This is a genomic window from Aquimarina rhodophyticola (genome assembly GCF_042434915.1).
Taxonomy (GTDB): Bacteria; Bacteroidota; Bacteroidia; order Flavobacteriales; family Flavobacteriaceae; genus Aquimarina.
In genome coordinates this window covers 1,428,356-1,449,145 of record NZ_CP170198.1, presented here as the reverse complement: position 1 = coordinate 1,449,145, position 20,790 = coordinate 1,428,356, and the positions used below count along the sequence as shown (strand labels likewise).

19 protein-coding genes are annotated in these 20,790 nt (G+C 33.9%); 7 read left to right on the top strand and 12 right to left on the bottom strand.

The features are described from left to right. Nucleotides 1–66 precede the first annotated feature (66 nt). The 3 genes from fmt to ACE939_RS06400 are packed head-to-tail and all read right to left on the bottom strand — an operon-like array spanning nucleotide 67 to nucleotide 3,460. Nucleotides 67–1,014, bottom strand: a complete 948-nt coding sequence (gene fmt, locus ACE939_RS06410) for a methionyl-tRNA formyltransferase (RefSeq protein ID WP_378188049.1) — start codon at nucleotides 1,012–1,014, stop codon at nucleotides 67–69. Further along, nucleotides 1,011–2,915 (bottom strand): ATP-dependent DNA helicase RecQ, encoded by a 1,905-nt coding sequence (locus ACE939_RS06405; protein ID WP_378188048.1) that lies wholly within the window; start codon nucleotides 2,913–2,915, stop codon nucleotides 1,011–1,013. Before ACE939_RS06405 ends, fmt begins: the two co-directional genes overlap by 4 nt. An 8-nt stretch (nucleotides 2,916–2,923) precedes the next feature. Continuing rightward, the gene (locus ACE939_RS06400; protein WP_378188047.1) at nucleotides 2,924–3,460 is read right to left on the bottom strand and encodes an AAA family ATPase; all 537 of its coding nucleotides are present in this window, start codon (nucleotides 3,458–3,460) and stop codon (nucleotides 2,924–2,926) included. Nucleotides 3,461–3,591: 131 nt separating this feature from the next. On the opposite strand from ACE939_RS06400, the gene ACE939_RS06395 reads away from it, so the two are divergent. The 5 genes from ACE939_RS06395 to ACE939_RS06375 all read left to right on the top strand — a co-directional run bounded on the left by ACE939_RS06395 (nucleotide 3,592) and on the right by ACE939_RS06375 (nucleotide 7,707). Further along, nucleotides 3,592–3,885 (top strand): DUF493 family protein, encoded by a 294-nt coding sequence (locus ACE939_RS06395; RefSeq protein ID WP_378188046.1) that lies wholly within the window; start codon nucleotides 3,592–3,594, stop codon nucleotides 3,883–3,885. A gap of 219 nt (nucleotides 3,886–4,104) precedes the next feature. Next, nucleotides 4,105–4,737 (top strand): DUF4290 domain-containing protein, encoded by a 633-nt coding sequence (locus tag ACE939_RS06390; RefSeq protein ID WP_378188045.1) that lies wholly within the window; start codon nucleotides 4,105–4,107, stop codon nucleotides 4,735–4,737. Nucleotides 4,738–4,758: 21 nt separating this feature from the next. Then, nucleotides 4,759–6,072: a UDP-N-acetylglucosamine 1-carboxyvinyltransferase gene (gene murA, locus ACE939_RS06385; RefSeq protein ID WP_378188043.1), complete on the top strand. Its 1,314-nt coding sequence runs from the start codon at nucleotides 4,759–4,761 to the stop codon at nucleotides 6,070–6,072. A 230-nt stretch (nucleotides 6,073–6,302) separates the two neighbouring features. Continuing rightward, a complete protein-coding gene (locus ACE939_RS06380; RefSeq protein WP_378188041.1) occupies nucleotides 6,303–6,935 on the top strand; it encodes an SDR family oxidoreductase in 633 nt (210 codons plus the stop codon). Between the two features lie 139 nt (nucleotides 6,936–7,074). Next, on the top strand, nucleotides 7,075–7,707 hold the full coding sequence (locus ACE939_RS06375) for a MarC family NAAT transporter (protein ID WP_378188040.1): 633 nt from the start codon (nucleotides 7,075–7,077) through the stop codon (nucleotides 7,705–7,707). A gap of 7 nt (nucleotides 7,708–7,714) precedes the next feature. Here ACE939_RS06375 and hutG read toward each other — a convergent pair whose 3' ends face one another. The 4 genes from hutG to hutH are packed head-to-tail and all read right to left on the bottom strand — an operon-like array spanning nucleotide 7,715 to nucleotide 13,594. After that, nucleotides 7,715–8,692 carry a formimidoylglutamase gene (gene hutG / locus ACE939_RS06370; RefSeq protein WP_378188039.1) on the bottom strand — a complete coding sequence of 326 codons (978 nt, stop codon included), beginning with the start codon at nucleotides 8,690–8,692 and terminating at the stop codon, nucleotides 7,715–7,717. Then, nucleotides 8,685–10,691: a urocanate hydratase gene (locus tag ACE939_RS06365; RefSeq protein ID WP_378188038.1), complete on the bottom strand. Its 2,007-nt coding sequence runs from the start codon at nucleotides 10,689–10,691 to the stop codon at nucleotides 8,685–8,687. The genes hutG and ACE939_RS06365 overlap by 8 nt, the downstream gene beginning before the upstream one ends. Before the next feature lie 34 nt (nucleotides 10,692–10,725). Continuing rightward, nucleotides 10,726–12,003: an imidazolonepropionase gene (hutI, locus tag ACE939_RS06360; RefSeq protein WP_378188037.1), complete on the bottom strand. Its 1,278-nt coding sequence runs from the start codon at nucleotides 12,001–12,003 to the stop codon at nucleotides 10,726–10,728. A gap of 10 nt (nucleotides 12,004–12,013) precedes the next feature. Next, nucleotides 12,014–13,594 (bottom strand): histidine ammonia-lyase, encoded by a 1,581-nt coding sequence (hutH, locus tag ACE939_RS06355; protein WP_378188036.1) that lies wholly within the window; start codon nucleotides 13,592–13,594, stop codon nucleotides 12,014–12,016. Between the two features lie 84 nt (nucleotides 13,595–13,678). On the opposite strand from hutH, the gene ACE939_RS06350 reads away from it, so the two are divergent. Next, nucleotides 13,679–14,557 carry a LysR family transcriptional regulator gene (locus ACE939_RS06350; RefSeq protein ID WP_378188035.1) on the top strand — a complete coding sequence of 293 codons (879 nt, stop codon included), beginning with the start codon at nucleotides 13,679–13,681 and terminating at the stop codon, nucleotides 14,555–14,557. A 5-nt stretch (nucleotides 14,558–14,562) separates the two neighbouring features. Here the strand turns inward: ACE939_RS06350 and ACE939_RS06345 are convergent, their stop codons facing one another. From ACE939_RS06345 to ACE939_RS06330, 4 genes are all read right to left on the bottom strand, one after another. Beyond that, nucleotides 14,563–14,934 (bottom strand): SnoaL-like domain-containing protein, encoded by a 372-nt coding sequence (locus tag ACE939_RS06345; protein ID WP_378188033.1) that lies wholly within the window; start codon nucleotides 14,932–14,934, stop codon nucleotides 14,563–14,565. Between the two features lie 97 nt (nucleotides 14,935–15,031). Beyond that, the gene (locus tag ACE939_RS06340) at nucleotides 15,032–16,339 is read right to left on the bottom strand and encodes a cryptochrome/photolyase family protein (protein ID WP_378188032.1); all 1,308 of its coding nucleotides are present in this window, start codon (nucleotides 16,337–16,339) and stop codon (nucleotides 15,032–15,034) included. Between the two features lie 3 nt (nucleotides 16,340–16,342). Next, the gene (locus tag ACE939_RS06335) at nucleotides 16,343–17,038 is read right to left on the bottom strand and encodes an SDR family NAD(P)-dependent oxidoreductase (protein ID WP_378188031.1); all 696 of its coding nucleotides are present in this window, start codon (nucleotides 17,036–17,038) and stop codon (nucleotides 16,343–16,345) included. A 5-nt stretch (nucleotides 17,039–17,043) separates the two neighbouring features. After that, nucleotides 17,044–17,559 carry a cell division inhibitor gene (locus ACE939_RS06330; protein ID WP_378188030.1) on the bottom strand — a complete coding sequence of 172 codons (516 nt, stop codon included), beginning with the start codon at nucleotides 17,557–17,559 and terminating at the stop codon, nucleotides 17,044–17,046. A 415-nt stretch (nucleotides 17,560–17,974) separates the two neighbouring features. Here ACE939_RS06330 and ACE939_RS06325 point away from each other — a divergent pair, with 415 nt between their 5' ends. Beyond that, entirely contained in the window at nucleotides 17,975–18,814 is an 840-nt protein-coding gene (locus tag ACE939_RS06325; protein ID WP_378188029.1) for a DUF2911 domain-containing protein, read from the top strand. Nucleotides 18,815–18,977: 163 nt separating this feature from the next. Here ACE939_RS06325 and ACE939_RS06320 read toward each other — a convergent pair whose 3' ends face one another. Then, nucleotides 18,978–20,666, bottom strand: coding sequence for a sodium:solute symporter (locus ACE939_RS06320; RefSeq protein WP_378188028.1), 1,689 nt, complete (start codon nucleotides 20,664–20,666; stop codon nucleotides 18,978–18,980). Nucleotides 20,667–20,790: the final 124 nt, after the last annotated feature.

Below are 20,790 nucleotides of genomic sequence, written 5' to 3'. Positions count from 1 at the left end.
TAATGGATTGTTAATAAACATCCTGGTTTTTTTTAGAAATTAATCATTTTAGTGATTCTTTAGCTCTTAGCTTACTTGTGCTTCTATATCAAATTTATAACCGTTTAACAGGGAAGCCGTATCCATAGCTCGTTTGCCGGGTAATTGAATTTTCATTAATTTAATAAAACCATCTAGCACGGCAACTTTTATCGTAGATTCATCGGTAATTAATGTACCGATTTTATGAGAATGATTTTCTTCAATAAATTCTACTTCATATATTTTAATTGCTAGTATTTGGTCTTTATTAGAAAGTTTACACCAGGCAGTAGGATAGGGGTTTAAACCACGTATCAAATTATAAATAGTTTCACCCTTAGTACTCCAGTCTATTTTGGTGTTGTCTTTGTTTAATTTATAAGCAGTTTTGGTAGTCGTATCTGTAGATTGATAGTGCAAGTTTACCTGTTCAGTTTGGATGCATTCTAAGGTTGTAATTACTAATTTAGCACCAACTTTCATTAATTTATCATGGAGAGTTCCTGCGTTATCTTTTTTATCTATATGTATTTCTTTTTGCAAGATTATAGCTCCTGTATCAATCTTTTCGTCAATAAAAAAAGTTGTTACCCCCGTCTTTTTTTCTCCATTGATTAATGCCCAGTTGATAGGCGCAGCACCGCGATAAGCAGGTAATAGAGAGGCGTGTAAGTTGAAAGTTCCAAATTTTGGCATATCCCAAATTACTTTGGGTAACATTCTAAATGCGACCACAATATTTAGATTAGCTCCTAATTCTTTAACTGTAGTTATAAAAGTTTCATCTTTTAAGTTGGTTGGCTGCAGAATAGGAAGGGCTTTGGTAAGCGCAAAATCTTTGACAGCAGATGTGTTTAGTTTACGACCTCTACCAGCTGGTCTATCGGGAGCAGTTACAACACCAACTACTTCATAGTTATTATCAAGTATTGTTTTGAGAGTCTCAACAGCAAAATCTGGAGTCCCCATAAAAAGTATTTTTAATGAATTCATTGAAGTATAAGTTGATATGTATTATCAGGCATATTTTTGATAATATTGTGAATAATCATTTCTTTAAGTATATCCAAAATTACTGTTTCGGGATATGATAAGTTTTCTATTAATGATCTTGAAGATAAATTTTTATTCTTCAAAAGTAATATAATATTCTCTTGAATTTCTTTTGTGTTAAATCCGATGTCATCAATCTTTTTTGAGTAACAATAACTGCAAATTCCGCATTCTTTTGGGGTGTTTTCTCCAAAATATTGTAACAATTGTTGACTGCGACATCGTGAGGTGTTTTTGATAAATGATTTCATCGCCTGTACTTTTTCAATTTTGGATTGAGTATATTCTCGTATATAGGGTCTAATGCGATTAATCGTAAGTTCATCTTCTCGCGGAACCAAGAAAATTATTTCAGCATCAGATTGCGAATAGTTAAATATAAGTAGACCTTCTTCCTGCAGGGCTGTAAGTGTGCTAACAATTAACTCTTCTCTTATTTCTAGCTTAGTTGCTAATGCAGGAATGTTAATAGCAGTTTCATCATCAAAAATACCTCCATAAGTTCTTAAAACACCTTTAAGTATTAATGCGGTTGTTTTTTGATTGGCTCCATAACTTAAAAGTTGATTTTGAGAAGCTGTAATATGCAAAGAACTTTTTTTGGAAAAACGTTGTACAAAACTAATAACACTGCACCGGTCTAATAATAATAATGCATTATAGGTTATGGTTGTATTTAGATTATATGTTTGACAAAATGAGTTAAAATTGAATTCATGAATAGACTGTTCTCCTTCACCATATGAAATTTGAAAATAGTTTGACAACTTTCTGTATACAAACTGAATATACTTACTATCAGGTAAAACTTTAATAAATTGGTTGTCTAATCGCAGGCTATCATTTTCATTATGCAAAAGAAAAGCTAGTGCTTGTTTGTCATCGCGTCCACCTCTTCCAGCTTCTTGAAAATAACTTTCGATACTTTCAGGTATATGATAATGAATTACTGTACGCACATCTGGTTTATCTATCCCCATACCAAAAGCATTGGTGGCTACCATAACACGAATTTTATCGTCCATCCAATCCTTTAGCCTTTGAGTCTTTAATTTGTTATCAACACCACCATGGTAATATTCAGACGTTATATCAGAAGCCTTTAAGAATTCGGATAATTCTATAGCGGTTTTGCGGTTGCGCACATAAAGAATGGAGCTACCTTCGTATTTTTTTAAAATACGTAAAAGTTGATAGCGCTTATCTGCTGCTTTAATAGTCCAGTACCCTAAATTGTCTCTATAAAAGGATGCTTTAAAAACATTAGGCTTAAAAAAATCAAGTTCATTTTTAATGTCTTCAATAACCTTTGGCGTAGCTGATGCTGTAAGTGCGATTACAGGAACTGTCGGGTGTAACTGCCTTAAAACTTTGATTTTTTTGTAAGACGGCCTAAAATCATTTCCCCATTGAGAAATACAATGCGCTTCGTCAACTGCAATATAAGTCACCTTCATCTTTTTAATACGCTCCTGCACGAGGTCTTGTAGTAAGCGTTCTGGTGAAATATATAAAAAGCGATAATTTCCATAAATACAATTATCTAAGAGTGTATCGAGATCCTTATAGGAAATACCACTAGGTAGCGCTAAAGCTTTGATACCTCTATTATTTAGGTTGTTAACTTGATCCTGCATTAAAGCAATGAGAGGAGAAATTACTATGCATATGCCCTCCTGCATAAGTGCTGGAATTTGAAAACAAATAGATTTTCCACCACCAGTGGGTAGTAAAGCTAAGGTATCATTTCTATCAAGAAGTGAAGTTATAACTTGCTCTTGACTAGGCTTGAAACTCTTATGATTCCAATACTTTTCTAGTATTTGTAGTGCAGTATACATTTAAAACTCTAATCGAGTTGATTAAGAATAAAATTTGAACGTTCTTCAATAGTTCCAAAAGGAACTTCGATACAAGTATATCCAAAATCGGTATAGGTAGATCTTAAAAATTGATGAATTTTTTGTGCTTGCTCAAAATCCTCATAACGCTCATTATCTGTTACATGAATTTCTTTCCACGGGGGTAATAAAAATACATAATCATAAGAATGTGAGGTACATGCTTCTATAAACTCTTTTGGATTTTTGGTATTGCTATACTTCATATATGCAACCACATCTGGAATGCCTCGGTCCAAAAAAATTCTTGAATGCTTGAGTGCAGTTGCCTCATTAAATTGATTAATGCGACCTTCTAGGAGTCGTTGGCTAAATAATACGGGATCTTCCAAAAATAATTGTGCTATGCCTTCGTTTTGAGCTTTTAATGTGACTGCCCTAGAAATTTCATGAAGACAAACTTCTCCAATACTTTCTAAATAATCAATAACGGTAGTTTTTCCAGTAGAAGGTCCACCAGTAATAACAATTTTGTGCTGTATCAATAGGAAAATTTTATTGCAAATTTCGTAATATTTAAGAGAATATGAAAATAATGTGTTCTACATTAGAATTGCATAACATTCTTTTTTTTAAAATGGAGGCTAACATGTATCTTTGGTAAAAATTAATTTTCATGAGTAATCCTACCGGAAGTGAGGAGTTTTATAATAAATTAAAGAAGCAATTAGCAGATACAGCTTTATGGCCAAGTGCCTATTTGTATAAATTTATAGTTCCTACACAAGAAGAAAAAATTGATCAAATTGAAACTATTTTTGATAATATGGGAGCGGTGATTAATAAAAAGGTTTCAAAAAATGGTAAATATACAAGTGTTTCTATAAACATCAGAATGAAAAATCCAGATCAGGTAATCGCCAAATATAAAGAGGTAGCAGGTAAGGTCGAAGGTGTAATTTCACTCTAAAATAAAATTATGTCTTTACTTAATTTTTAATTAAAGATTAATTACTTTATATAAACTACGTACACTTATAATATTTTAGTATTTTGCGACAAAATAATACAAAAGCAAATCTATCTCATTGCTCAAAGATCAAATTACACTAGTTACTACGTAGATTTAGTTTTAGAAAAAGAGCATTTAAGTCAAAAATGAGATGTGAATTTTACACATAAATTATTTATGGAAATTAACAATTTAGAATACAATACTGAGCGAGAAAAACTCATAATACCCGAGTATGGTCGTCATTTACAAAAAATGGTAAATCATGCCATGACTATTGAAGATAAAGAAGAGCGAAATAAAGTAGCAAAATCAATTATTGATGTCATGGGTAATTTACAACCTCATTTACGAGATGTTCCAGATTTTCAACATAAGCTTTGGGATCAACTTTTTATTATGAGTAATTTTAACCTAGACGTTGATGCTCCATATCCTCCTTTAACAAGAGAGAAACTAGAGGAACGACCAGAACCTCTAGAATATCCTCAAAATTTCCCTAAATATCGTTTTTACGGAAATAATATTAAAAGAATGATTGATGTTGCCAATAGTTGGGAAGACGGAGATTTGAAGGACGGCTTGATATTGACGATAGCAAATCACATGAAAAAATGTTATCTCAATTGGAATAGAGATACCGTAGAGGATAAAGCTATTTTTAACCATTTGTATGAATTGAGTGCGGGTAAAATAAACCTAAAAGGAAGTAATGAAGATTTGAGTAATCCTTCGGACCTACTAAGAACAAAGAAAAAATATGTGACTAAAAAGTCTAATAATTTTCGCGGACGCAAAAAACGCTATTAATCATTATTCTGTAATTAATATATGAGTACATTCCAAATAGAAGGAGGGCATAAACTCAGCGGTGAAATTACACCTCAAGGAGCAAAAAATGAAGCCTTACAAATTTTATGTGCAGTTTTACTTACCCCTGATAAAGTTACAATTTCTAACATACCCGATATTAGAGATGTCAATAAACTAATCGACATTCTAGGAAACTTAGGAGTTAAAATTCAAAAATTAGGTAAAGGCAAATTCTCTTTTATAAGTGATGAACTTAATTTGGAGTATTTGGAAAGTGAACAATTTAAAAAAGAGGGTAGTAGTCTTAGAGGATCCATAATGATCGTAGGTCCTTTATTAGGGCGATTTGGCAAAGGGTATATCCCTACACCTGGAGGAGATAAAATTGGACGCCGACGTTTGGATACACATTTTGAAGGTTTTATAAAATTAGGAGCAAAATTTAGGTATAATCGTGAAGAGCGCTTTTATGGGGTTGAAGCTCCAAAAGGACTCAAGGGATGTTATATGCTTTTAGACGAGGCCTCGGTTACAGGTACCGCCAACATAGTAATGGCAGCTTCACTAGCCCAAGGTACGACGACGATTTATAATGCAGCATGTGAACCCTATCTTCAACAGTTATGTAAAATGCTAAATGCAATGGGAGCCGATATCTCTGGTATTGGTTCAAACATGCTTACTATTAAAGGTGTTTCCGAATTAAAAGGATGTGAGCATCGTGTACTACCAGATATGATCGAAATTGGATCATGGATTGGGCTTGCTGCAATGACCAGAAGTGAGATAACTATCAAAAATGTAAGTTGGGAAAATCTAGGACAAATTCCAGATACATTTAGAAAACTAGGAATAACTTTAAATAAAGTAAATGACGATATTCACATACCAGCACATGCAGAAGGATATAAAATAGAAAGTTATATTGATGGTTCATTTATGACAATTTCTGATGCTCCTTGGCCTGGATTTACACCAGATTTATTAAGTATTGTCTTAGTAGTAGCTACACAAGCAAAAGGTGAAGTCATGGTGCATCAAAAAATGTTTGAAAGTAGATTGTTTTTTGTAGACAAACTAATAGATATGGGCGCTAAGATCATTTTATGTGATCCTCATAGAGCAACTATTATTGGGCATAATTTTAACTCTATTCTTAAAGCCACTACAATGGTATCTCCTGATATTCGTGCTGGAATTTCATTATTAATAGCAGCACTTAGTGCAAAAGGTACTTCTGTGATTCACAATATTGAACAAATCGATCGAGGCTATGAGAATATTGATGAACGTCTGCGCGCTATTGGTGCAAAAATAATTCGAACCGAGTAGGAAGTAGTAAGGATAAAGAGTAAGTATTCACCGATTAGTTAAGAAACTGATCGGTTTTTTTGTATTATTAGTTATTTCGGTTGGCCATAGCTAATAAAAAAGGATACTTTTTAAATAATTAAAGCCTCTTTCTTAAATCTTCTTAATGCTATGCTAATACTGGGTTAAACAGAGCTTTATGTTTGATAAAAACCCTAAAGTGAACTATCTTTTCAAAAAAAGAAAAATATATGGAAAGGATTTTAATTGCAGGAGCAAATGGTACTACAGGTAAACAAATTGTAAATTATTTAAAAGTCTCTGATAATTTTGTGCCCGTGGCAATGGTGCGTAAAGAGGAGCAAGTTAAAGAATTTGAATCGCAAGGTATAGAAACCGTTTTTGGAGATTTGGAAAAAGATCTATCCAATGTTACCAAAGGAATCGATAAAGTTATTTTTGCGGCTGGATCTGGAGGTGAAAAGGTAATAGAAGTAGATCAAGAAGGCGCCAAAAAGCTTATTGATGTATCCAAAAAGTCAGGAATCAAAAAGTTTGTTATGCTAAGCTCAATGGGAGCAGATGCGCCAGAAAAAGCCAATGAACTGCAAGAGTATTTAAAGGCAAAACATAATGCTGATGTATACCTCCGAGAAAGTGGTTTAAATTATACCATTGTAAGACCAGGGTCGCTTAATAATGAACAAGGAAATGGTAACATTATTTTAAATGCACATTTGGATAAGTCTGGAGAAATCCCAAGATCTGATGTGGCTAAAACGTTAATCAACTCATTAGAGGATGATCGTGCGAATAATACGACTTTTGAAATTTTGGAAGGTGATACACCAATAGCCGAAGCTGTAGTGCATGCCAATGAATAATCAGATAATCTTACTTACTAAAAAACACCTTAATTCTAAGAGTTAAGGTGTTTTTTAGTAATTTACTTTCAGTTAGCAGATACTTAATGTTAGTTTAACGAATCATTGATAACACTAGGCGCATATTTGCAAGAAAAAAATGAGCCTATTCTTAATAACTTTTGGAGCACTTTTCACTATCATGAATCCTTTAGGAACAGTTCCAGTTTTCATTGGATTAACAGATAATAACACAAAAAAAGAAAATGCAAAAATCGCTCTGTCAACTTGTATTAATGTTTTTTTAATTCTTATAATATCATTTTTTGGAGGCAGTTATATTTTATTAATTTTTGGAATAACCTTAGAATCTTTAAAAATTGCTGGAGGATTAATTATCGCCTCATCAGGTTTCGCTTTATTAACTGGTAAATTTAGTGAACATAAAGGAATGAAAAAATCTGGTGTCAAGAAGGATTTAAAAAATAGAGATGAGATTTCTCTAACCCCCCTTGCTATTCCTATGCTTGCAGGACCAGGAACGATATCTCTTTTAATTTCTTATAAACAAGACTATCAATCCTTAATAGACATGGCTATTATTATATGTGCAATATTGACAACTACGATAAGTATTTATGGGGTATTGCGCAGTTCTCAACTAATTGTACGTGGATTAGGAGCATCAGGGATTAATGCTTTATCCAGAATAATTGGTTTTATAGTAATTGCTATTGGAATTGAATATATGACATCTGCCATTCTTACAGTAGTAGAACGTTTAAACTTTTAAAAATTGATTAATTATTTTCTAATTGCTGTAGTATGAATAGCACCAATTGAGCTACTAGTTTAGCAGTTCGATTATCCTGATCATATATCGGATTAAACTCTACGATATCCGCACTAATTATTTTTTTTGAATCACATATGATCTTTAAAGTAGCTAAAACTATATCTGTAGAAAATCCTAAAGAAGAGGGAGCGCTCACTCCAGGAGAATACGCCGCCGAAAATCCATCCATATCTATAGTTAAATATACATGATCAACTGAATTTATAAAAGTATTCAAAACATTTTGTATACTATGTAGATTATAAAGATTAAACTCATGGTCCTCTATATATTGTACCTTAAGTTTATCGGCTGTTTTAAATAATTCTTTTGTATTCGATGCTCGGTTGATACCCAAGCATAAGTATTGAAAATTTTTTGTAAGATTTGAAATTTGATAGAAAGGAGTGCCAGAATTACCTTGATTCTCTATGTTGCGCAGATCAAAATGTGCATCAAAATTAATTATTCCAATTTTCTTATCTGGATATTTATGTTCGATTGCGCGATAATGTGCAAAGCTTACATCATGTCCACCACCAATGACCAAAGGAAAGATGTTTTTTGACAAGGTGAAAGAAAGCAACGCTGTCATTTCATCCTGTGCTTGTTCCAAGTTTTGATTGACACACTTGATATTTCCCAAATCAAAAAGCTGGGTATTTGTGGGTAAATGATTTGCTAGGGTACCCAAAACTTTGCGCACAGCTATAGAACCATTTGTTGCACCTATGCGTCCCTTATTGCGACGTACACCTTCATCACAATTATATCCCATTAATGCATATGATTGTGATTGATTAGTAATCAAATTCTGTGTAATCACATCGATACAGATAATTTTTTCATGAAGATAGTTCTTATGTTCAGAAACACGTCCGGTGTATACCGAAACGTCTGTTTTTTCATAATTTTGAAAACTAGGATTCATATTATTAATCATTTGTAAGGGTATTTAAAATCGTATCTTTTACTAAGTTTGGTAGCGTAATTTTGAGATTTGGTGTTCTTTCCATTTCTCTACGTATGGCAAATAAGGCCTCTTCATTTCTGGCCCATCCTCTACGTGCAATTCCATTATTAACATCATAAAAAAGCATGTTTTTTAATCTTCGAGATGCTTCTAGCGACCCATCAAGTACTAACCCAAATCCTCCATTAATGACTTCTCCCCATCCGACACCGCCACCATTGTGAATGGATACCCATGTAGCACCTCTAAAACTATCGCCTATAACATTATGAATCGCCATATCTGCAGTAAATTTACTACCATCATAAATATTACTAGTTTCTCGATACGGCGAATCCGTACCGCTCACATCATGATGGTCTCTACCCAAAACTACGGGTGCAGATAGCTTACCAGTTGCAATGGCTTCATTAAAAGCAGTAGCAATCTTAACTCGACCTTCTGCATCTGCGTACAAAATGCGAGCTTGTGAACCCACAACCAACTTGTTATTTTTTGCTTCTTTAATCCAAGTAATATTATCTTGAAGTTGTTGTTGAATTTCTATAGGAGCAGTGGACATTAATTCTTGTAAAATAGTAATTGCAATCTGATCTGTAGTATCAAGATCTTCTGTTTTTGCAGAGGTACATACCCAGCGAAAAGGACCGAAGCCATAATCAAAACACATAGGCCCCAAAATATCTTGAACATAAGAAGGATAATTAAAGTCAACCTTGTTATTGTGCATAACAGCTGCACCAGCACGTGATGCTTCTAATAAAAATGCGTTACCGTAATCAAAGAAGTAAGTTCCTTTTGCGGTATGTTTATTAATAGCAGCTACGTGTCTGCAAAGTGATTTTTGTACTAGGGTTTTGAAACGTTCAGGTTCATTACGTATCATACGATTAGACTCTTCAAAACTAAGACCAACAGGATAATATCCTCCTGACCATGGATTATGTAATGAAGTTTGATCGGATCCCAAGGTTACATAAATACCTTCTTTATCAAATGTTTCCCAAACATCTACAATATTACCCTTAAAAGCGATCGACACAACTTCATATTTCTTCATAGCGAACTTAACGCGAGACACCAGTTCTTTAAGTGTAGAGACAATCACGTCTACCCACCCTTGATCATATCTTTTTTGTGCAGCTTCTGGGTTTACTTCTGCACAAACAGTAATACAACCTGCAATATTGCCAGCTTTAGGTTGTGCACCGCTCATACCACCAAGTCCGGCGGTTAGGAATATTTTACCAGCAGATGATTCTTTGATATTTAACGTTTTTCTAAACGCATTCATAATGGTTATGGTAGTACCATGAACGATACCTTGAGGTCCAATGTACATGTAGCTGCCAGCTGTCATTTGACCGTATTGTGTTACCCCCAACGCATTGTATTTTTCCCAGTCATCAGGTTTAGAATAATTGGGAATCATCATGCCGTTTGTCACCACAACCCGTGGTGCTTCAGGTGACGAGGGAAATAGTCCCATAGGATGACCAGAATAAATATGTAACGTCTGTTCATCATTCATCGTTGCCAAATACTGCATGGTTAGTAAGTATTGTGCCCAGTTTTGGAAAACAGCTCCATTACCTCCATACGTAATTAGTTCTAAAGGATGTTGAGCTACAGCTGGATCTAAATTGTTCTGTATCATTAGCATGATACTCGCTGCTTGAATAGATCGCGCTGGATACTCGTTAATTGCACGTGCATACATTTTATATAATGGAATAAATCTATACATATATATACGTCCCCATTCATTAAGCTCTTCTATAAATTCTTGAGCTAGTTCTTCATGCCACTTCTTCGGAAAATATCGTAGCGCATTACGAATAGCTAATTTTTTTTCATCTATAGATAAAATCTGTTTTCTTTTGGGAGCTCTACTTATTGTCTCATCTACAGGTTGCTTTATCGGTAGCGCAGATGGAATACCTTGAAGTATCTGATCTTTAAATGTCATAAATCAATTTTTGCACAATTTTGTTACTAATATTTTATAACGATACATTGTTTTTTACGGGTTTACCATTCTTAAACACATGGGTAGGTTTAAGTTTACCTTGATGGTAAAAAATTTCGTTAAAGTGATTGGTTTTGAAAAGATTGAAATCCGCCAGAGCATTAGGGGCCAAAGTTCCTCTATCATCTAAATTTAGTGCTGCAGCAGCACGATACGTCATTCCAGCAAGTAGTTCTGCATTTGTTAACTTTTGAAAAGTGCCTAATATGCATGCTTGTAATAATAGATCGCCCATAGGAGCAGAGCCAGGGTTCCAGTCGCTTGCAATCGCTAGTCCTCCTCCTGCATCTAATATACGACGTGCAGGAGTAAAGTTACACCCTAATCCTATAGACGCGCCGGGTAATGCAACGGCAATTACGTTGCTATTTGCCAGAGATTTAATTTCTTTTTCTGTACTGGCCTCAAGATGATCTGCGCTTAATGCTTCAAACTCTATAGCAATTTCACTTCCGCCAGTGGTAAATTGATCTGCATGAACGGTAAGGTCAAATCCCATAGCTTTTGCTTGTACCAAATAAGGTTTAATAGTTGTTTGGGTGAACGCACTTTTTTCAATAAATGCATCGATGCGATGTGTTAATTTTTCTTGTAACAGTACAGGAAAAAGTGAGGTACTGATCTCATTAAGATACGCTTTGGCGGTGCCAGTGTAATCCTTGGGTACGATATGAGCGGCTAGACAAGTACTTATTAAATCAGCAGATACTTTTTGATTTGCCATTTGAATGGCACGTAGAATTTTTAACTCTTCTTGTATAGACAAGCCATACCCACTTTTTACTTCGATAGTAGTTATTCCAGCCTCTAAGAGACTCGTAGCACGCTGCGTTGTTATTATTGCCAATTCTTCTAATGAAGCCTTTCGGGTTTGTGTTACAGTATCCCAAATACCACCTCCAGTGTTTGCTATTTCCAAATAAGATTTACCTGCATTACGCATCGCATAGTCATTGGCTCTAGATCCCATAAAACAGATATGAGTATGAGCGTCAATTAAGCCTGGTATGCAAACATAATTGTCTTCTAACATAAATAGTTGAGCGTTAAATAATGATGCCTCTGTTTTTAACTCTTCAAAATCTGCTATTTTAATAATTTTTTTGCCTTTACATAAGATACCTACGTTTTTCAATACATTTAGGTTTTCATCTTGTAAAGAACCTTTAAGACTCAAATCTGTCATAGGCAAACATTGTGTTAAAGGTCCGACTAAAAGATATTGACTATTTGATTGTGTTTCATTAGGCATAAAATTCGAATTAAAAGGTTTCAAATAGCTCTGAGAATTCAGTTGTTAACGAATAGGCACTTTTATTAATAGATTTATCTACAGTAGTAATTATTGCTTTGGACTTAATTAGATTAATTCCAATCTCAATATCATCAGAAAAAACTCGATCCTGATCAGCAAATGAGACATGAGATCTTACCATTTTATGTACCTCATCTAAGAGCATACCTGATTTGAGAGGTTTTCTAAATTCGAAGGCTTGCGAAGCGGTAAGTAGCTCAATCGCTAGTATTTTTTCTACGTTTTCTAGAACTTGTATAGCCTTGCGACCACTTATTGATCCCATGCTTACATGATCTTCTTGCCCTAATGATGTTGGGATGCTGTCTGCACTTGATGGAAAACAAAGACCTTTATTTTCACTAGCTAATGCAGCGGTGGTATATTGTAAGATCATATATCCAGAATTTATGCCCGTATCATGCATTAATAATTTAGGGACACCAGGAGAATTTCCTTCTAAAGATAAATAAATTCTGCGATCAGAAATGTTGCCAATTTCGGAAGCGGCTAGGCACGCATAATCTAATGCCATTGCTAGAGGTTGACCGTGAAAACTACCTCCGCTAATTGTAAGTGTTTCATCAATAATTATAGGATTATCGGTTACAGAATTCAATTCGATTTCTACCAATTCTTTGAGATGTAGCCATGCATTTCTAGATGCTCCATGAACTTGAGGAATACATCTTAGAGAATAAGGATCTTGAACTCGATCGCAGGTACTATGTGCTTTCATAATTTCGGAACCTTCTAGTAAAGCTTTTATACGCTTTGCAACATGTATGTTGCCTTTGAAAGGCCGTAATTGATGTAGCTCTTCAAAAAAGGGTTTTACAGAGCCTTGTAAACCTTCGATCATCATAGCACCAATTATATCTGCTTGAGATAAGCAACTCTGTAGTTTTTCAATAACCTTTACAGCATGTGCAGCGATAAATTGTGTGCCATTAATTAGTGCGAGTCCTTCTTTTGGTCCTAAATCTAAACTTTTGAGATTATAGATAGAGAACAATTCTTGTGTTGTTATTATTTTGCCCTCATGTACAACTTTTCCTAAACCAATGAGAGGTAGAAACAAGTGAGATAGGGGAGCGAGATCGCCAGAGGCTCCTACGGAGCCTTGTGTCGGAACTACAGGAATTATATCATTATTGATATGCCATGCTATTCTGTTCGCCGTAGTTTCAGCAATGCCAGAATATCCTTTGGACAATGCATGTAACTTTAATATTAACATCAATTTGGCGATTTCACTTTCAATGGGAGCTCCTACACCAACACTATGACTCTTCAAAATATTGGTTTGCAGAATCTTAGTTTCGTCTTTGGATATTTTAGTGGTACACAAAGGACCAAATCCAGTGTTGATCCCATACACCGCATCACCTTTGGCAACGATTTGTTGAACTACGTTATTGTTTTTTTTTATTTTTTCACGAGTTTCAGCTGTAAGTCTAGCTGTACATGCACCTCGTGCAATCTTAAGTGCAAGACCAGCAGTTAAAAAATCCTCACCAAAATTAAAATAAGTTTTTGATTTTGACATACTTATAAATTTCATTAGCTACGGTCTAAGATAATAGCTATATTTAATACTTTTAAATACTATTTTTATCAATAATTAATACCCATGAGGCATCAGTTGGAATTACGTCACTTCAATTATTTTATTGCTGTTGCGGAAGAATTGCATTTCCGAAGAGCTGCAGAACGCTTGCATATCTCTCAACCTGGTTTAAGCCGACAAATAAAACAGATGGAGACAATTATTGGTGCAAAACTTTTTGTGCGTGATAAAAGAAATGTTGTTTTGACGACTGCTGGGGCGTACCTCAAAAAAGAATTGTCTCATATTCTTAACCATGTTGAGGTTACCTTAAAGCATACCGAGTTAATCGATAAAGGTGATTTGGGCGAAATAAGAATAGGGTTTTTGGGATCTGCTATGCAGCAAGTAATTCCTAAACTATTGGTGCAAACAAACAAAACACATCCCGATATAAAATTTTCTCTTGAAGAAATGTCTAACTATGATCAGGTCGAAAGCATCCTTAACGACACACTAGATCTTGGTTTTGTTCGTTTAGATTTTGTACCCGATCCTATAGCAAAAAAGGAGATCTTAACTGAAACATTTTCAATAGTTTTACCACAAAATCATCCATTAAATAAAGATCGTTTCGAGAATATTGCTCAGCTTAAGGACGAAAATTTTATTTTATTTTCATCGGATTATAGTTCTTTATATTTTGCTCAAATTATGAGTATTTGCCAAGATGCTGGATTTTCACCAAAAGTTTCTCACAAGTCTGTGCATGCGCAGACAATTTTTAAGTTGGTAGAAAATGGTTTGGGAGTAGCTATCGTACCGACATCCTTACAAGATGGTTTTGATTTGGACATTAAATGTTTTGAAATTCCAAAAATACCACAACGAGCCGTTCTTTCTATCATTTGGAGGAAAGATAACCGCAATCCTGTATTACCACATATCAAATCATTTCTATAAACGTATTAAGTCGTAGCAGGCATTTCGTAGTAAAATTGCTCTTCAATGATCGCTCCATCATGTACTTTAAAGACTCCCAATTCTTCCATTTGTGTGCGACCTTGATCTTTAAAAGTACAATCAAAACTCATTTTGCAACTAAAATAATTTTCTGCAATTAAAGGGTCCGAAATTTCGCCACCATGGTATTCTTCAACATTTGCATACCAATCTTCACTTTTCTTAGTGACCGCCTCTTTTCCTTTTGTAATTTCGTTGGGAACGCCTGGCATTTCTCGGCTTATAATGTCATTAGCATATAGTTCTTTAATAGCTTGCATGTTTTCTCCTTTTCTGCAGAGCTCTACTAATCGATGTGCGATTTGATGTGTATTCATAATTATATTTTTAAAGTTGTAATTTTAGTAAAAAATAGCACCTTTAAAATACAAAAAAATATAATAACGAATAATCAATTTATTACTGTTTAATTTATTATTGAAGCGCTTTTTTATAAGTACTCAAACAGCGTTCTCTAGCTTCTTTATGATCGACCATTTTAGCTGGATACTTATCGGTATTAAATTCTTTGACCCAAAGTTTAATGTATTCTTTATTTTTATCAAATTTATCTATTTGTGTGGTTGGGTTGAAGATTCTAAAGTATGGAGCAGCGTCTACACCGCTACCTGCAGCCCATTGCCAGTTGCCTATATTACTAGACATTTCATAATCCAAAAGTTTTTCTGCAAAGTAGGCTTCTCCCCATCGCCAATCAATGAGTAAATGTTTACATAAGAAACTAGCAACCAACATGCGTACACGATTATGCATATATCCAGTTTGATTAAGTTGTCTCATGCCAGCATCTACAAGAGGATAACCGGTTTTACCGTTCTTCCATTTTGCAAATTCTTCCTCATTATTGCGCCAATTTATGCGATCATACTTTTTTTTGAAAGCTTCTTCTTGAGTTCTTGGAAAGTGCCATAAAATTTGCATAAAAAATTCTCGCCAAATTAATTCGGACCAAAACACCTCATTTTTTTCTGCAATAGCCTTTTTAATCATTTTTCTAACGCTTACCGTACCAAATCGTAGATGCGGACCAAGATGTGAAGTTCCCTCGGTATTAGCTGGATAATCACGCGTTTCTTCATACATTTGAATCAGTGTAGGGGTCACGGTGTATTCTGGTACCTCTATGGTTGCAGATTTGAACCCCATATCATCTAAGCTTAGATTTGGTAATCGAGTATTTTGGTAGAGGTTTGAAAGGTACTGACTTGTATAATGAATTGTTAACGTTTCAGTTTCAAATTTGGATTTCCATTTATTTTTATAAGGTGTATACACTACATAGGGGTCACCGTCTGCTTTTACAACTTCATTTTTCTCAAAAATAACTTGATCTTTAAAAGTTGAAAACGCAATTTTATTATTAATAAGCACTTCTTTTATTTCATTATCTCTTTGGAGTGCATAGGGTTCATAATCATGATTGGTAAAGACAGCTTGAACGTCGTATGAGTTAATTAATTCTTTGAAAATTTTTATGGGAGTTCCATAAAACAAAGCTAAAGAACTATGGTGTTTTTCCTGTAATTCCTGTCGCATAGCTTGTAAAGAATTATAGATAAATGAAACTCTTGGATCTTCTTTGGGTAAATCATCTAGTATATTTTTATCAAAAATAAATACTGGAAGTACTGGATATTCACTCTTTAGAGCTTGTAAAAACCCTATGTTATCATCAAGTCTGAGATCTCTTCTAAACCAAAAAACAGTAACTTTTTTCGCCATTTTTTAGCTTAAATTTAAAGTGGATAATCCACCGTCAACACCGAGAACCTGACCTGTAATCCAACTACTCTTTTCGCTTAGTAGAAACGTCGCTATATTAGCAATATCCTTTACATTACCTACTCGTTTTAAGGGATGACGTTCATCCATTTTTTCTCGTTTTTTATCATTACCAAGTAAGCGACTGGCCAATGGTGTATCTGTTAACGATGGAGCGATCACATTGACACGCATTGCTGGTGCATACTCTGCAGCTAATGCTTTAGCAAAACCTTCAATAGCCCCTTTTGCTGCGGCAACACTAGTATGAAAAGGCATTCCCACCTTTACAGCGACAGTGCTAAAAAATAATAAACTTGCTTGGTTAGATTTTTTGAGCCTGGGTAATATGGTATGCAATGTTTTTACAAGTGATAGAAAATTTATATCCATATCACTACTAAAAGTGTCAGGATTCAACATGTGAAATGGTTTGAGGTTGATAGTGCCTGGGCAATATACAAAACCGTCTAAAACATCTGGTAGTAAATTTATGTCTAGTTCATCGGTAGCACTGTCAAAGGGAATGTGTGTGACTTCTAGCTTACCTAAAGTTTCTGAAGTTCTAGAGGCAACAAAAACTCTATGTTCTTTTAAAAGTTGACTCGCAAGTTCAAAACCAATGCCGTGACTTCCGCCTATTAATAGAATATTTTTCATTGTAGTTAGTTTAAAATATCTTGTTTTAGTGTAGTTTTAAATGTACTGGTTGTAGGTTCATTGTATGTACCAAAAAGTTCAATTAATTTTTGCTCTCTGTAATTAAAAATTTCCTGTAATTTGGGCTTAACTATAATAGGATGTGCGAGACGACCCAACATTCCAAATGGAAGCTTGTAATCTACAATATCTTCCATCAAAACACCTCCATCAATTTCTTTAATGAAATGTTTGTGATGCCAGAGCGCATAAGGACCAAATCTCTGTTCGTCTACAAAATATTCATTTTTTAAGACATGTGTAATTTCGGTAACCCATTTCGTTTTAATACCTGCTACAGGTGTAACCAAGTACTGAATTATTTGACCAGGATACATGGAGCGATCTGCACCGCCAATAATCTTAAAACCCATATAATCGGGAGTGATTACTTTTAGGTTAGCTGGATCTGATAGAAAATCCCAAGCTTTTTCCAAGGTTATAGGTAGTTTTTGTTGACTTTTTAGAGTATATATTTTCATAATAAATCACTTTGATGTAAAGGTATCGACTATTTGTTTAACAATTACAGTTAATTTGTTAAACAAAAACTAAAATTAGTATACTATGCACTTAAGTTTTTCATTTTGTAATGATTTCAATAGTGTGATAGTTAACATTAGATATTTAAGCATCTTTAGATACATCCGTTATAATAAGTGAATTGTGGGTTTAAATGAATAGGTTAGTTAAAAATAGATTCATTTCGATAGAATTTACAATAATCAATTTTCAGACATAATTTAGAAACAAGGGTATTGCTAAATTTAATTTTTGTTTATCAAAGTCCACTATATCTACTACACTATAGGTTTAATTTAAGGTTTTGTTAACCTTTTTAGAGTTATTGATCTGTATTTTCGTAAAACCATAAGTAATTATTTAAATTTAAACACAATGAAGAATATTATTTTACTAGTTACAGCAGTACTTTTAAGTGCAAGCCTTGCTGCTCAGGTAAAGACTCCTCAACCAAGTCCGACGTCAAAAATTGAACAAGTTATTGGTCTCACAGATGTTACCTTATCGTATTCAAGACCAAGTATGCGTGAACGTTCTATTTTTGGTTCTCTTGTACCTTTTGATAAATTGTGGAGAACGGGAGCCAATGAAAATACTAAAATAACATTTAGCGACGATGTTAAAATTAATGGATCAGAGCTAAAAAAAGGAACGTATGCTATTTTTACGAAGCCCGCTAAAGAAAGTTGGGAAGTTATATTTTATACCGATGTTTCGAATTGGGGAACTCCGCAAAAGTGGGATGAAGCTAAAGTAGCTTTAAAAACTACAGCCAAAGTTGCTACTTTACCAATGAAAGTAGAGACTTTTACAATCATGTTTAGTGATTTTAAAATGGATAGTGCTAAACTTAATTTTATTTGGGAATCTACTGAGGCAGTTTTGGATATCGAAGTACCATCAAAAAAAATAGCCGAAGAGAGTATACAAAAAGCGCTTGCTGGACCTACAGCAAATGATTATTATCAAGCTGCAGTTTTTTACAAAGAAACAGGTAAAATGGATAAGGCCAAAGAATATATTGATAAGGCTGTAACCATGCGAAAAGAACCAGCCTTTTGGGTTTACAGACAGCAATCATTAATTCATGCAGCTACAGGAAATAAGGAACAAGCAATTAAAGCTGCCCAGAAATCATTGGAGCTTGCAGAAAAAGCTGGAAATGCCGATTATGTTAAGATGAATAAGGATTCATTAAAAGAGTGGGGAAGCTAGTTGTTTTCTCAAGTAAAGTTATAAAAAAAGCGGCTATTAGCCGCTTTTTTTATGTGTTCTTACAAAATTATTATTCTTTCATTCTCTTAATAAATATCAACTGATATATACCACTTCAATTTTATACATCTTATTATTTTGAATGATTATTAAGGTTATTTACTTATACTATAGCTTTTTGTGAATTTGAAGTGTTTGAAAACATTTGAATAACAAATGCTATGGTTATAACGACAATACAACCAAGAACATTTAGCCATAAAAAGGGCATAATATCAAACAGCCAAACACCAATTATGATTATTTGTGTTATAATAGCCGCTATAAATGTCGCATTAGATTTAATATATTTAAAAAAGAATGCTAGAAGAAAAATACCTAATACATTACCATAAAATATCGATCCTATAATATTAACTAGTTGAATTAAATTGTCAAATAAGTCTGCAATACATGCAACCGATATGGCAATCACGCCCCATAGTAGCGTAAAAAATTTAGAAGCTTTAACATAATGCTGTTCACTTTTTTGAGTGCCTACATTGCGTTTGTAGAGATCGATAACTGTCGTAGATGCTAGTGCATTAAGTTCTGATGCCGTAGATGACATAGCTGCAGATAAAATCACAGCTAATAGCAAACCAATAATTCCTCGAGGTAAGTTATTTAAGATAAAATGAATAAAAACATAGTCTTTGTCATTAGTTTTTATAATTGGGTTTGCTTGCGTGATGAGAGCTTTTGCTTTTTCTCTATTTTCTCGTTCTTTATCGTTTAAATCAGCAATATCGTTTTTAAGTTGCTTTTGTTTATCACCATTCATGTATTCGGTAATAAGAACTTTTTTTTGAAGGTGGATTTCAGCTTGATCCCGTTCTAATTCTTGATACGCATCAGAGAAAGAAGAAGTACTTACAGCAGCTTGAGCGGCAGGATTAAAATTTAAAGGAGAAGTATTAAATTGATAAAAAACAAAGACCATAACTCCCACAAGTAAAATAAAAAACTGCATGGGAACTTTTAAAATTCCGTTGAAAATTAATCCTAGCTGACTTTCTCTAATTGATTTACCAGTTAAATACCTTTGTACTTGACTTTGATCGGTTCCAAAATAAGAAAGTGCTAAAAATGAACCACCTATAATACCACTCCAAAAAGTATAACGATTATTAAAGTCAAATGAGAAATCTAAAATTTCCATTTTACCACTAGCGCCAGCAATATCAAGAGCATCAGTAAAAGTTATACCTTCAGGTAAATAGGATATAATACTAAAGAAAGCTATAAACATTCCTAAAAATATAATACCCATTTGTTGTTTTTGTGTAACACTAACTGCTTTTGTTCCGCCAGATACCGTATAAATAATCACCAAAATACCAATAATGATGGTTAAAATTGTAAGGTTCCAACCTAAAATTGCAGAAAGGATAATAGCTGGTGCAAATATTGTAATCCCTGCTGCTAATCCACGTTGTGTTAAAAACAATATGGCTGTTAAAGTTCTGGTTTTCTGATCAAATCTACCCTCCAAAAACTCATAAGCCGTATACACATTCATTTTATGATATAGAGGAATAAATATCATACATATTATTATCATTGCTATGGGAAGACCAAAATAAAATTGAACAAACCCCATACCACTATCAAATGCTTGTCCTGGAGTAGATAAGAAGGTAATAGCGCTAGCCTGTGTAGCCATAACCGATAAACCGATAGTCCACCATTTTGATGTATTATCTCCTTTTAAATATTGTTTTACCGTTGTGCTACCGCGGGTTTTCCAAACGCCGTAAAGTACAATAAAGGCTAATGTGCCAAGCAAAATTATCCAATCTATTAGTTGCATAGTGTTATTTGAAATTAATAACTATAAGTAAGTAAAGATAATTTATGATCCAAAAATTGTAGAGACCATATAAAACATAAGAATGTATACCGTGTTTATTATGAGTACCAGTGTATATTCTTTT